The sequence below is a fragment of the Streptomyces sp. NPDC052701 genome (genome assembly GCF_040678355.1).
In the GTDB taxonomy this organism is placed as follows: Bacteria; Actinomycetota; Actinomycetes; order Streptomycetales; family Streptomycetaceae; genus Streptomyces.
Map to the genome: position 1 here is coordinate 54,555 of NZ_JBFATO010000021.1, position 13,002 is coordinate 67,556.

The following is a 13,002-nucleotide window of genomic DNA, read 5'->3' on the forward strand; positions in this document are numbered from 1 at the left end:
ACTTCGGGAGAGATGGTGACGATGAGTTTCGATCTGATTTTTTGGTATCAAAAAGTGGCCCCGACATCAGGGGAGGCCGCTCAGATCTACGATCAGTTGACGGATGGAGTTACCGGTATCGTCGAAGAGAGTTCGGCTGTCGAGGACTTCTACCGAGCTGTGATCTCCGAATTTCCAGACCTAAGCGAAGAAAATATGGAGGAGTCTCCGTGGGCCTCTCCTCTCTATGTCACTGGAGAGTGCGTAATCGCCGCCATCTCTTGGTCGCGTTCCAGTGAAGTCTCTTCTGTGCTGCTCGACTTGGCGTCGACGCACGGGCTGACTGCGTATGACCCCCAGGATCAAGTGGTCTACGGAAATTCCGGAGACAGCTCAAACCGCTGATGAATTGAGGGAGGAGCGCATACCGCGGAGAGCGCGTCAGTTACCGCTGCGCAGGTGCTTGACGGCAACGGTGACGGCAACGTCAGCGGACGACGGCTGCGGCTGGTGGGTCGTCGGGGTCGTTGCCGGTGGGGCGGAGGGCGTTGCCGAGGGTGTCGATGGCCTGACGCTGGAGGCGGAGCCGGACGTGAGCGTAGACGCCGGCGGTGACGCCGATGTGGGCGTGGCCGAGCAGTTCCTTGATGACGATGAGGTCGACGCCCTGTTCCAGGAGCAGGGTGGCAGTTGAGTGGCGGAGGTCGTGGAAGCGAATCGTCCGGAGCTCTGCCTTATGGAGGAGGCGCCGGAAGCGGCGGGTGAGGTTGGTGGGGTCGAGCGGCCTGCCCTTCGGGGTAGTGAAGACGAGCCCATTGTCCGTCCAGCCCGTTCCGGCCGCCTGGCGCTCTTCCTGCCGCCGTTCCTGGTAGATCTTGAGGGAATTGATGCATTCGGCGGGGAGGGCGATGCGGCGCTCGGAGGCCAGGGTCTTGGTGTTCAGGACGGTCAGGCCCTGGGTGCGGGTGCGCTGGAGGGAGCGGTGGATGGTGGCGGTGCCTCCGTCGAGGTCGAGGTCTTCCCAATGGAGGCCGAGGAGTTCGCCCTTGCGGAGTCCGGTGCGTAGGGCGAGTTCGTACAGGGCGTGAAGTCGGTCGCCGTTGGCTGCCTGGAGGAGTTGCCGGGCTTCGGTGGCGGTGAGCGGCTGGAAGCGCCGGGGGCGGGGCGTGGTCGTCTTTACGTTCCGGGCGACGTTGCGTGGCAGTTCGTCCTCGCGGACGGCGTGTTCCAGGGCGGACTTGAGCACGGAGTGGATGTAGGTGAGCGTCAGCGGGGAGAGCAGCTTGCGGCAGCATTGCCCGACGGCACAGCAACGGGGCTCATCACGGGCCGTATCAATACCACGCTCGCAGCACTGGCAGGTGGTGCGGAGCTGGTTGAGGTAGGTGCGGACGTCCTTGGCGGCGAGCTTGGTGAGCTTCTTCTTGCCGAGGCCGGGGATGAGGTACCGGTGGACACAGGCGGTGTAGCGGATGTGGGTGTTCTCGCGGAGGTGGTGGACGGCGACGTTCTCCAGCCAGTACGTCAGGTACGCGGCCACGCTGCCCTGCGCGGAGGGGACGGGAAGGCCGCGGTTGCTGGCGGCGATCTTCTCGGTGAGCTTGGCCAGGGCCTCCTTCCTGGTGGTGCCGTAGACGCGGACGCGTTTGCGGGTGTTGCCGGGGGCGAGGACGTATCCGGCTGCCTCCCAGCGGCCGTCCTTGCGCTGGTAGACGGTTCCGTCGCCATTGGCGCGCACACGGCGGGAGGCGGGGGTGTCTCGGGGTGCAGTCATCAGGCGGCGGCTTCCTGGTCGAGGCGGGTGCGGATGAAGTCGGTGAGCGCGTGAGCGGGGATGCGGCGGGCGCGGCCGAGGGTGATCGAGGCGAGCTGGCCGGAGCGGAGCAGGTCGTAGACGGCGGAGCGGCCGAGCTGGAGGCGGGCCATCACCTGGGGGCCCGTGAACAGATCCAGCGCCTGTGCCGCCTCCGCACAGGGGGCGGTGGTCGGGGGCGAGGCCATCAGCAGCCCCCTTTGGCCGTGAACTGCCGTTCCAGTTCCTTGCGGTGCCAGACGTGGGCGGCGAGGAGCGTGGCACCGGGGCTGTAGCCGGTGCCGAAGTAGGTCCAGTGGCCGACGACGAGGGTGGTGTCCGGGTCGGGATCGGGCAGGCCGCCGCGGGTGTGGGCCTGTTCGGTGCGCCAGGCGCGGTGGGCGGCGCGCAGCGCGCCGAGGGTGGTGGAGTAGCTGCGGGACTTGGTGGAGAAGTGGCCCCGGAAGCCGAGCATGTGTGCCCACTTCCAGAGCTTCAGATCGGCGAACTCCGGCAGCTTGCCCAGCCCCAGCAGGTGCAGATCATCTGCCGCACGTGACGTGCCACGGCAAGCCGGGGCAACGACCGGGCCTGACCGGTGCCGTCGCAGGCGGTGCACGGGAGCGGGGTCCCGTGAGGCAGGACGGTGGCGCCGCGTCCCTGGCAGGGACGGCAGAACAGGGCACGGTCGAGGGCGCCGGAGGCGTCGGCGGACTTGGTGGCGTACTTCGCCACGTAGGCGGCCACGGCCTGGTCGGTGAATTCGGTGTCAGCGCCGAAGGCCGTGATCTCGCTTACGTCGAGTTGTTCGCCCCAGGTGAGTTCTCGTTCCCCGATCGCGTCCGACGCGACCGTGACGCGGACCCGTGCGGCTGCGGCGCGTACGGCGTCGGTGAGCACGGCGACGGTGGCGTACGGCGGCGGGGGCTGGCTGGTGCCGTCGGGGCCGTCGAGGCGGATGACGGCGTGGAAGTGGACCAGGCCGCGCTTCTGGTACTCGGCGACCTTGGCGAAGGAGATCCGCAGGACCGCGTGGGCGGCCTTCTGGGTCATGCCGAGTCGGGCGGCAAGCTCGCGGCGCAGGTAGGTGGTGAAGCGTGCCCACGGGGCGGAGGCATGGGCGTTGAACAGGACCGCGCCCGTGTAGTCGTACGTCGCCGGATTCAGCGGCGTCCCGACCAGGGGGTCCGTGGGTTCGTGGAGCTTGCGGCAGCGGCAGGGGCGGATGTCGCCGCCGGGGGTGGTGGGTCGGTTGTGGACGGGGCCGAAGGACGGCGGGGTGAGGGTGACGAAGACGCGCGGGTGGGTGCGGACGGTGTCGGGCACGGTCTTGCCGCCGGAGAGGCCGGCGCGGATGAGGTGGTAGGTGTCGGCGGCGTAGAGGCGGGAGCAGGCCGGGCGGCGGGAGGCGCGGCGGTTGTCGCACGCGGTGAGCAGGCTGCCCGCGGGCTCGGCGCAGGAGTTGTAGGAGCGCAGCACCTCACCGGTCGTGGTGTCGAGGGTGGTGGTGTGTCCGGTCAGGCGTACGGGTTCGGTGCAGCCGCCGAGGCGTTCGATCTGCTGCTGTGCGCGGTCGAAGTCGGGGTGGTTGACAAGGCGGAGCAGGTCCCGCACGGCGGGGCTTGCCACGTGGCGCAGGTCCAGGGTGACCATTCGGGGCGTGTCCCTTCTGTCGGGTGTGTGGCCCCGATCAGTAACCGGCCGTGGATGTGGGCGTGTTGGTGCTGCTCGGGGCATGACGAGACTTGATGGCCCAGGCCCGGGAACGGATCGACATCCTCGTCTACACGGCCGTATTCCTCCACGAGGCTTACCCACGGCTGAACGAACTCCTCACCGAGCGCGCCGCCGAAGGCTGCACCGTCCGCGTTGCGATCGGGGACGCCGACAGCGACAACGTCCAAGCCCGCGGCCAGGAGGAGCGGTTCGGCCATGGCATCGAATCCCGCTGCCGCCTCGCCCTCATGCACTACAGGCCGCTCGCCGGCACCCCCGGCATCGAAGTCCGCACCCACGAAACCACGCTCTACAACTCCCTCTACCGCGCCGACGACCAGCAACTCGTCAACGCCCATGTCTGGGGCGTCAACGCCTACGCCGCCCCCGTATGGCATCTTCGCCGACACGAGACAGGCGGCATGTTCGACACCTACGCCGAGAGCTTCGATGCCGTGTGGGCGACGGCAACCCCCGTACAACAGGAAGGCTGACTGTGGCCCGCACCGAGTACTACGACGACCCCACCGCACCCAAGCCGAACAGCATGGTCGTCGCCGCCTCCGCCGTCGTCACCGACGACCACGGGCGCATCCTCCTCCAGCGCCGCCGCGACAACGACCTATGGGCACTGCCCGGCGGAGGCATGGACCTCACCGACTCCCTGCCCGGCACGGCCGTCCGCGAAGTCAAGGAAGAAACCGGCCTCGACATCGAGATCACCGGCCTGGTCGGCACCTACACCGACCCGAAACACATCATCGCGTACACCGACGGCGAGGTCCGCCGTCAGTTCAACGTCTGCTTCACCGCCCGCATCACCGGCGGCCAGCTGGCAATCTCCGACGAGTCCACCGAACTCCGGTTCGTACCGCCGGAAGAAATCCAGCAGTTGCCGATGCACCACACCCAACGACTCAGGCTCCAGCACTTCCTGGAACAGCGCGAGAAGCCGTACCTGGGCTGAACCGTCTGACGGCAGTAGCGACGGCAACAACCCCGGACACCCGCGCACGTCACCGGACCAGCAAACCGCACTTGACCTGCGAAAAAGCAGGTCGAAGGCTTCGCGTAGCACACGTACTATGTGCTCGCGGGCTCGACGCCGGTCCTGGTTCATAACTCAGGTCCGGGGTGTGGATCCGTGTGGGTCGATTCGAACAGAGTGCCTCATCATTTCAAACATGCTGCTGACTTCGGGGTCACTGCGAAGGAGAGTAAGGCGAGCAAGCAGGCATTCGTGAACGCCTTGGAAGGCTTCGTTAAGGATCCAGGGAACGTTCAGATCGCGGGAACATATCGCGGGATCCCTGCCCGGCACTACGTGGATCTCAATACCGGGCGTCACGTCTCGGTGGACATTGAGTCGGGCGAGATGCTGGGAGCTTGGAAGTCGGATGTGACTTCAGACCAGTTCTGGTACCTGACCATGCAAGGGAAACTGTAAATGGCGACGTTGGAACCCTTCCTGGTACTTGCGGAGGCTGTGTCCGAAGGGCGGATCTCTCCTTCAGAGTTCTCTCTTGTCTGCCTTCCCCTGTACAAGGGGTACGGCGGCTCGTATCCGACAGCCGAGCAGTATGAGGCGGCGACAGATCTCTTCTATGTCGCGCACGACTACGACTCAGCTGGCATCGGTATGCCTGACCTGCTGGACGATGACCAGGTTCGGCTGAAGGCAGCTGATATCGCGCGGCGAATGCGCGTGCTCCTGCAGTAGCCAGATTCGAACAAGTCGCTTTGGCAGAGGAATGGGTGGGTCCCCCGGCTCGGAGGCCGGGGGACCCGCCCATGGCCGTTTGACGGCAACGCTGACGGCAACGTCAGCGGACGATGGCTGCGATGGGCGGGTCGTCTGGAGCGTCGTTCTCGCCGAGGGCGTTGCCGCGGGTGTCGATGGCCTGGTGTTGGAGACGGAGTCGGACGTGGGCGTAGACGGTGGCGGTGACGCCGATGTGGGCGTGGCCGAGGAGTTCCTTGATCACGACGAGGTCGACGCCCTGTTCCAGTAGTCCAGTTGCAGTTCGCTGTCTCTGCTGGTCAGAGGCGCCTTCTCGAGTCTGTTCGGCTGCCGTGGCGCCTGGTGCCGGAAGTTCGTAACCTCCACCGCGGCGGCGGTAGTGGCAGCGTCGTGCGGTTGCCTGGTGGCGGCGCCGCCACCAGGACCAGCTCAGCACGTGACCGGCTTTCCGCCGGTGTGCCGGTGGGGGACGGTGAACTGCCGGGAGCCGCCGGACTTCTGCCACGGTGAGGGGCGCAAGGACACCGGAACCGTTTCTGCGGCCCTCCTTGCCGTCGTTGCGGTGGCGGACATGGCCGCGAGGAAGGCGTGGGCCAGCATGGCGAGGATGATGTGCCGGTACCGGCCCGGACAGCGGCGGACCTCGTACTGGTCCAGGCCGCATTCGTTCTTCGCGGCCTGGAAGCACTTTTCGATCGCCCACCGGCTGCCGGCTACCCGGGCCAGTTCGGAAACCTCTGCGCCGACAGGTGCGTAGGCGAGGTAGTAGGCGATCTCTTCCGGCCGAGCGAGGCTGCGGCGGGCCAGAACCCACCGGTCGTGCGTGGGCTGATCGCCGTCGAAGTCGTAGACGGCCGGCAGTTTCGCCGCGGCCCAGTCGTAGACGCGCGGCCCTTTCGCCCCCTCACCGCAGGAATGACGCTCCCAGGCCTCGTCCGGCGCCTGGGCGGTGACGAGATCGATCCGGCCCCGCGCGGGGACGGGCTGGGACTTCGGGAGGGCCAGGACGTGACCGACGCCGGCTTCCTCCAGCATCCGCCGCAGCCGCCACTCCTGGCCATAGGCCGAGTCCGCAGTCACCCAGGCGATGGGCAGCAGCGAGGACAAGGCGCGCTGGATCATGGCTTTGGCGAGGTCGCCCTTGGTCGCGAAGTCTCGGTCGTCGGGTATCTTCGCCGCCCCGCAGCGGTCCCGGTCCGCCGTCCAGGACTTCGGCAGATACAACTCCCGGTCCACCAGTGCCCGTCCCCGCCGGGAAGCGTAGGCGGCAAAGACCCCGGTCTGGCAGTTCTCCGTGCGGCCGGCGGTCCCCGGGTACTGCCGCCGGACGCCGGCCGGGACCGTGTCCTTCTTCAGGAAGCCGGTGTCGTCGAGGATCAGCACACCGCCCGGCTCCCCGAGCTTCTCGGCGACGTACTCCTGCAGGTCATCACGCGCCTCGCCAGGATTCCAGCGTGCACGGTTCAGCGGATTCTGCAGGTCCGCAGGGGTGCGGTGGCCTACGTACTCGGCCAGCTGCCGGCTGTTCTTCCGGCCCACCGGGCCGAGCAGGCCATGGACATAGGCTCGCATCTGCCGCCGCAGGTCCACCCGCCCGAACCGGCGACCGACCCGAACAAGTACCTCCAAGTACCTCTTCCAATTCCACCGACCAGTCGTCGGGCCGCACCTCCTGCACGACAATCACAGCAGACCGCCGCGGTGGAGGTCACGAACTTCCGGCACCAGGCGCCACGGCAGCCGAACAGACTCGAGAAGATGCCTCTGACCAGCAGAGACAGCGAACTGCAATGGGAGTACTAGGACCGCCGGAGCGCGTGGTAGGAGCGCCGGGTGTGCTCGGTGTGTTCGCGCATCAGCCGGGTGGCGCGCTGCTCGTCGCGGTCCGCGATGGCGGCGATCAGCTCGCGGTGCTCGTCCCAGGACCGCTGTCCGCGCTGCCGGGCGACCGGCGTGTAGTACCAGCGCACCCGCCGGTCTACCCGCGCGGCGAGTTCGGCGAGGACCGCGTTGCCGGCCAGTTCCATGATCTTGGCGTGGAACCGGGCGTTGAGGGCCACGGCGGTGTCCACGTCGTCGGCGGCGACGGCCCGCAGCCCCTGCTCCAGCACCTCGCGCAGGGCCTCGATACCGGCGTCGTCGGCGTGGGCGGCGGCGAGCCGGGCGGCCTCGGCCTCCAGGAGCGTACGGACGGTGAGGAGCTGGTCGGCCTCCTCCTCCGTCGGTTCGTGCACGAACGCGCCCTGCGCAGGCCGCAGGTCGACCCACCCCTCGGTGTTGAGCCGCTGCAGCGCCTCCCGCACCGGCTGGCGGGAGACGCCGAGGTGCCCGGCGAGCTCGCTCTCGACGAGGTGCTGACCGGGCTGGAGGGCACGGGTGGTGATGAGTTCGAGCAGCGCCTCGTAGACGCGGTCGCGCAACGGGCCGGGCCGTTCGAGCTTGGGCACCGCCCCCCGGGGCAGTCCTGCCGACAACATCGCGGTCCCCCTCCTCGGCAGGCCGTGCACGGCGCGCGGAGCGCTCGCGGCACCACCGGGCCGACACGTCCATTGTCTTTCGTCTACAGTCTACGGCGCACGAAGGCCAGGGGGTCGTCGAGTTGGCCGCGTCACGGCCGCGCGACGCGGCCCCGGGGCCGGCGGCCGGGCGGCCCGGCTTCCACGGCCGCCCCGGGCCCTGGTCCTCCGGCACGCTCGCCTCAAGCTCCTCGCGGAGCGCGGGGACGAGGATGAAGCGGGCGGTGTGGTACTTCGTCGCGCACTTTCCGCTGCGGGCGCGGCACGCGCTGCCGGCCGGGGCTTCACACTCCGGACAGTCGTTTCGTCCTGCCGCGGTTGCGGCCTGATCGGGCGCCAGATCCACCCCGGCAGCGTCTCGGAACCGCCTCGCACGACTCGCCGGTTCCGGGAGGACTTCTGCAGACGACGACCTGCGGATTCACGATCGGCTCCGGGGTGTTCGCAGAACTCTCGCAACTGGTCATTCGTGGGAGTGCCCTTGCGTCACGCGGATGCGACGGCCTGGTTCCGCGTGACCGCGCCGGACGTGGCACCCCCGCGCTCGGTGTCAGGCGCGCCGGGCGGCCCAGACAGTGCGTTCGGTGCGTACCGTCAGGTCGTTGCGGCGCAGGATGCCGTGCGGGCCGCTGGTGTCGAGGAGTCGGTCGAGCGCGGCGAGGTCTTCGGGGGTGAGCCTGTCGGCGACGACGCTGCGGACGCGCTGCAGGACGGCGACGGCGTAGCGGCCGATCGCCTCGCTGCGGTCGCCTTCGATGTCGACGGCGATGGTGCGTTCGCCCTCTATGGTGAAGCCGGCGGCGGTCAGCATCGGGCCCCAGTCGGCGCCGCGGTGGGGCATGTGTTCGGCTTGGCGGCGGTCGGCCGCGGCATGGACGCGCTCTTCCAGGCCGGGCCGGTCCGCGGGGGCGTTCCCGGGCAGAAAGCGGGGGTGGCCGGCCAGTTCCACGACGGCGAACAGGCCGCCGGGCGCGAGCGCGTCGTGGACGGTGCGCAGCGCGCGGTCGGGGTGGGCCATGTGGTGCATCGAGGCCGACGCCCACACCAGGTCCGGTGAGCCGAGGTCCGGCCAGGCGTCGTCGTCGAGGTCGGCCTGCACCGTGCGTACGCGGTCCTCGACGCCGCGGGCGCATGCCTTGGTGCGCAGGCGCTGGAGGTGGTCGGCGGAGGCGTCGACGGCGGTGATGTGCGCGTCGGGGAAGCGGTCGAGGAGGGCGAAGGTGCCCGCGCCGGTGCCGCAGCCCAGGTCCACGATGTGGTGTGGGCGGGTCTTCAGCGGCAGCCATGCGGTGATGGAGGCGGTGTGCTCGACGAGGACCTCGGCGTCCAGGTCGAGGATCTCGGCCTGGCCGTCGGTGTCGATTCGGTGGCCGTGGTGCCGGCCGTGGGAGGCGCCGTGGTGGGGGGTGCGGGTGTGCGCGTGGCTCATGTTTTTCACCCTAGGGCGATTATGCCTCTATGGCACTGAACATCCCGGTTTACGCAAGACGATGGCCGGGTGTGCTGCCCGACGCGCAAGAGCCGCCTCCGCGCGGGCCGCGGAACCGGTCGTCACACGGGAGCGCTCTCTTCGCCGTCGCCGTCGCCGTCGCGCTGGTGGCCGCGGCGGGCGTCGCGGTCGAAGATGCCCAGGATCTCGCAGGGTCCGCCTTCGGCGCCGATCGCGTGCGGCATCATCGTGGGGAATTCGGCCGCCTGGTTGGTCTCGAGACGGAAGCGGCGGTGGCCGAGCATGAGGACGGCGGTGCCGGACAGGACGACGAGCCATTCGCGCCCCGGGTGGGCACGCATGCGCGCCGGGTTCTCAGGGGGTGGTTCGGTCAGGCGCTGGCGCACCACGCTCATCCCGGGGTCGGCCTTGACGGTCCAGCGCATCCGGCCGCGGGTGCTGTCGATCGTCGGGCTGGTGATGACGTCGTCGGTGGCGGTCTCCACGAGCTGATCGAGGGTGGTGTCCAGCGCGCGGGCGAGGGTGACGAGCTGGTCCAGGGCGAGGCGGCGCTGACCGTTCTCGATGCGGCTCAGTGAGGACTGGCTGAGGTGGGCGCGGGAGGCCAGCTCCTCCAGGGACCAGCCCTGCGCCACCCGCAGAGCGCGGAGGCGTTTGCGTACGAGGCTGTCCAGATCTCCGTCTTCTTGCGTCATGGGCAACATCGTATGCCCGTATTGCATACCTGGCTTAGCGTCGTGTGTGGCTGGTCCGCAACGTGTGGGGCCACGCACGAGGAAAGGCAGGAGGCCATGGCTGTGACGACTTCTCCGTACGCGAGCGACGCACTGCCCGAGGGGACCGTCGACGCGGTGGTGATCGGCGGGGGCGCCGCGGGGCTGAACGGTGCACTGACGCTCGCCCGCTCCCGCCGCTCGGTCGTCGTGATCGACAGCGGCTCTCCGCGCAACGCGCCCGCGAAGGCCGTGCACGGCTTCGTCGTCCTGGACGGCACCCCGCCGCCCGAGATCCTTCGACGGGGCCGGGAACAGGTGCGCCAGTACGGCGGACGCGTCGTCCTCGGCGAGGTGATCTCGGCCGAGTCCGCCGCCCCGTCGGTGGACGGGGATCTGCGGTTCACCGTCTCCCTGGCCGACGGCCGCAGCATCACCGCTCGCCGCATCCTGGTGGCCACCGGCCTCACGGATGCGCTGCCGGAGGTGCCCGGGCTCGCCGAGCACTGGGGGCACAGTGTGGTGCACTGCCCGTACTGCCACGGCTGGGAGGTGCGCGATGAGCCCATCGGCGTCCTCGCCACCGGCCCGGCCTCCACCGGCCACGCGTTCCTGTTCCGTCAGCTGACCGAGGATTTGACCTACTTCACCCACGGCACCGACCTGGACGAGGACACCCGGGCCCGCTTCACTGCCCGCGGCATCCGCATCGTCGACACCCCGGTCGAGGAGGTCGTCAACCACGAGGACGGCGCCCTCGCCGGGGTGCGCCTGGCCGACGGTCAGGTCGTGGCCCGCCGCGTCCTCGCGGTCGCCACGCGGATGCAGGCCCGCACCCAGGGCCTGGAGGGCCTGAGCCTGCCGATGCAGGAGCTGCCGGGCGGCATGGGCCACGGTTTCGCCTCCGGCATGGCCGGCACCACCGAGGTGCCGGGTGTGTGGGTGGCCGGCAACGCCACCGACCTCGCCGCCCAGGTCGGCGCCTCCGCAGCGGCCGGAGCCCTGGCCGGCGCCCACATCAACAGCGTGCTGGCCACCGCGGACACCGACGCGGCCCTCCACGCAGCCCAGGGCAACACGCCCGCCCCCTGACATTCCGGCACGGCACCCGCCGCCGCTCGACCGCCTGGCGATGCGCGCGGTGCCCCGCCCACCCCCCTCTTTTTTGCTCGGCGACCGGCCCTGCTCCGGCGCTACCTCGGCATGCCCTTTCTGAGAGGAAATCCATGAGTACGGACCAGCCCGCACAGGCCGTGGAGGCCGGTAACGGGGGTGTCCCCGACGCGCGTCAGCTGCGCAAGGTCCTGACCGCCGTCTCCATCGCCCTGATGGCGGTCATCGCCTCGGTGACCGGACTGAACGTCGCGCAGACCCACATGGCCGTGGAATTCGGCGCGTCCCAGAGCACGGTCCTGTGGATCATCAACATCTACACCCTGGTCCTGGCAGCGCTGCTGCTGCCGCTCGGCGCCCTGGGCGACCGCCTGGGCCGCAAGCCCATGCTCGTCGCCGGACTGGGCGTCTTCGGCACCGCCACCGTCCTCGCGGGCCTGGCCCCGACCGCGGAAGTGATGCTCGCCGCCCGCGCGGCCGGCGGTATCGGCGCCGCAATGATCATGCCGATCACGCTGGCCGTCATCACTTCCACCTTCCCCGAAGAACAGCGCGGCAAGGCGATCGGCGTGTGGACCGGCATCGCCGGCGGCGGCGGCATCCTGGGCATGTTCCTGTCCGCGCTCCTCGTCGACGTCGCCGACTGGCGCTGGCTGTTCGTCCTCCCGGCCGTCCTCGTCGTCGCGGCCCTGGCCATGACGCTGAAGTCGGTCCCCAACTCCCGCGAGACCTCGCCCCACCGATTCGACACCATCGGCGCTCTCCTCTCCGCGATCGCGGTGACCGGCCTCATCTTCGTCCTGCAAGAAGGCCCCGAACACGGCTGGACCGCCCCCCGGACACTGATCAGCCTCACGGCCGGCCTCATCGCCGGCACCGGCTTCATCGCCTGGGAGCTGCACCGCCGGGACACCGGCCTGCTGGACGTCCGGCTGTTCGGCAGGCGCACTCTGGCCGGCGGCTCGGTCACGCTTCTGGTCGTCTTCGGCGTCCAGGCGGGCATCGGCGTGGTCCTCTTCCCGTTCTTCCAGGCCGTGCTCGGCTGGTCGGGCCTGCTCTCCACGGTCGCGATGATGCCCATGGCCCTCGCGATGATGATGGCCTCCGGACTGGCCCCCGAGCTCGCCGCGCGTACCGGCGCCCGCGCCACCACGGTGGTGGGCATTGCGCTGGCCGGCGCCGGCATGGCGCTCATGGCGCTGTTCGTCTCCGTCGACGGCGGCTACCTGTCCGTCCTGCCCGGCCTGCTTGCCATGGGCGTCGGCATGGGCCTGTCGATGACCCCGTCCACGGAAGCCATCACCGCCTCCCTGCCGCGCGAGAAGCAGGGCGTCGCCTCCGCCCTCAACGACGTCACCCGCGAGTTCGGCACCGCACTCGGCGTCGCCCTGCTCGGCGCGCTCGTCTCCGCCGGCTACCAAAGCTCCATCGACGACAAGCTGAACGGCATCCCCCGAAGCGCCGCGGACACCGCCCGCGAAGGCGTCGCCAACGCCGTCGGGGTCGCGGGGAGCACCGGATCGCACGCACAGGACCTGCTCGACGCAGCCCAGCAGTCCTTCGTCGACGGCTGGCAGCAGGCCATGTGGGCAGGCACCGCCATCATGGCCGTCCTGTTCGTCTACATCGCCTTCCGCGGCCCCGAGAACACACCCTCCGCGGACACCGACGAGCAAGCCCCCGCCGAGACCGTCGCCGCTCGCTGACCGTACAAGAGTCCGGACGCACACCGGGCACACCGCTCCGCGTACGTCGCGTTCGCCGGCGCACGGTCAGCCGGCCGGACCCCGGCCCGGCTGACCGTGCGCCGATTTCGTGCCCCCCGGGCCATGGCATGCGGCCACCAACGACGCCCCGGCCTCGGCCCCACGTCCCGGGTGCTCCGGCCGTCAGTCCTCTTCCCCGTCGTCTTCGGCGGTGTCGGGATCTCGGAATGGGAGCAGGCCCTGACCGGGGCCGCTGGCGGTGATGTCGAACAGAAT

At 69.6% G+C, this 13,002-nt stretch carries 12 protein-coding genes and 3 pseudogenes; 7 read left to right on the top strand and 8 right to left on the bottom strand.

What is annotated here, in order from left to right; translation table 11 throughout:
- Positions 1-21: 21 nt before the first annotated feature.
- Positions 22-384, top strand: a complete 363-nt coding sequence (locus AB0L29_RS22920; RefSeq protein WP_365829585.1) for a hypothetical protein — start codon at positions 22-24, stop codon at positions 382-384.
- 82 nt (positions 385-466) lie between these two features.
- Here the strand turns inward: AB0L29_RS22920 and AB0L29_RS22925 are convergent, their stop codons facing one another.
- The 3 genes and pseudogenes from AB0L29_RS22925 to AB0L29_RS22935 all read right to left on the bottom strand — a co-directional run bounded on the left by AB0L29_RS22925 (position 467) and on the right by AB0L29_RS22935 (position 3,424).
- Complete coding sequence (locus AB0L29_RS22925) at positions 467-1,753, bottom strand: site-specific integrase (RefSeq protein ID WP_365829586.1); 1,287 nt, start codon at positions 1,751-1,753, stop codon at positions 467-469.
- The gene (locus AB0L29_RS22930; RefSeq protein WP_365829587.1) at positions 1,753-1,980 is read right to left on the bottom strand and encodes a helix-turn-helix domain-containing protein; all 228 of its coding nucleotides are present in this window, start codon (positions 1,978-1,980) and stop codon (positions 1,753-1,755) included. Before AB0L29_RS22930 ends, AB0L29_RS22925 begins: the two co-directional genes overlap by 1 nt.
- Positions 1,980-3,424 (bottom strand): annotated as a pseudogene (locus AB0L29_RS22935) (replication initiator). Before AB0L29_RS22935 ends, AB0L29_RS22930 begins: the two are co-directional and overlap by 1 nt.
- Positions 3,425-3,513: 89 nt before the next feature.
- Between AB0L29_RS22935 and AB0L29_RS22940 the strand changes: the two are divergent.
- The 4 genes and pseudogenes from AB0L29_RS22940 to AB0L29_RS22955 all read left to right on the top strand — a co-directional run.
- Positions 3,514-3,981: pseudogene (locus tag AB0L29_RS22940) on the top strand (XRE family transcriptional regulator); the annotation flags it as partial.
- A 2-nt stretch (positions 3,982-3,983) separates the two neighbouring features.
- The gene (locus AB0L29_RS22945; protein ID WP_365829588.1) at positions 3,984-4,454 is read left to right on the top strand and encodes an NUDIX domain-containing protein; all 471 of its coding nucleotides are present in this window, start codon (positions 3,984-3,986) and stop codon (positions 4,452-4,454) included.
- 198 nt (positions 4,455-4,652) lie between these two features.
- Positions 4,653-4,934, top strand: a complete 282-nt coding sequence (locus tag AB0L29_RS22950) for a colicin D domain-containing protein (protein ID WP_365829653.1) — start codon at positions 4,653-4,655, stop codon at positions 4,932-4,934.
- On the top strand, positions 4,935-5,207 hold the full coding sequence (locus AB0L29_RS22955) for a hypothetical protein (protein WP_365829589.1): 273 nt from the start codon (positions 4,935-4,937) through the stop codon (positions 5,205-5,207).
- Between the two features lie 103 nt (positions 5,208-5,310).
- Here the strand turns inward: AB0L29_RS22955 and AB0L29_RS22960 are convergent.
- The 5 genes and pseudogenes from AB0L29_RS22960 to AB0L29_RS22980 all read right to left on the bottom strand — a co-directional run.
- Positions 5,311-5,511, bottom strand: a pseudogene (locus tag AB0L29_RS22960) (site-specific integrase); the annotation flags it as partial.
- A gap of 146 nt (positions 5,512-5,657) precedes the next feature.
- Positions 5,658-6,857, bottom strand: a complete 1,200-nt coding sequence (locus tag AB0L29_RS22965; RefSeq protein ID WP_365829590.1) for an IS701 family transposase — start codon at positions 6,855-6,857, stop codon at positions 5,658-5,660.
- 170 nt (positions 6,858-7,027) lie between these two features.
- Positions 7,028-7,705: a GntR family transcriptional regulator gene (locus AB0L29_RS22970; RefSeq protein WP_365829591.1), complete on the bottom strand. Its 678-nt coding sequence runs from the start codon at positions 7,703-7,705 to the stop codon at positions 7,028-7,030.
- A gap of 589 nt (positions 7,706-8,294) precedes the next feature.
- Entirely contained in the window at positions 8,295-9,173 is an 879-nt protein-coding gene (locus AB0L29_RS22975; RefSeq protein ID WP_365829592.1) for a class I SAM-dependent methyltransferase, read from the bottom strand.
- A gap of 122 nt (positions 9,174-9,295) precedes the next feature.
- Positions 9,296-9,889: an XRE family transcriptional regulator gene (locus AB0L29_RS22980; RefSeq protein WP_365829593.1), complete on the bottom strand. Its 594-nt coding sequence runs from the start codon at positions 9,887-9,889 to the stop codon at positions 9,296-9,298.
- A gap of 96 nt (positions 9,890-9,985) precedes the next feature.
- Here AB0L29_RS22980 and AB0L29_RS22985 point away from each other — a divergent pair, with 96 nt between their 5' ends.
- Entirely contained in the window at positions 9,986-10,999 is a 1,014-nt protein-coding gene (locus tag AB0L29_RS22985; RefSeq protein ID WP_365829594.1) for an NAD(P)/FAD-dependent oxidoreductase, read from the top strand.
- Positions 11,000-11,133: 134 nt separating this feature from the next.
- The gene (locus AB0L29_RS22990) at positions 11,134-12,726 is read left to right on the top strand and encodes an MFS transporter (protein WP_365829595.1); all 1,593 of its coding nucleotides are present in this window, start codon (positions 11,134-11,136) and stop codon (positions 12,724-12,726) included.
- Positions 12,727-13,002: the final 276 nt, after the last annotated feature.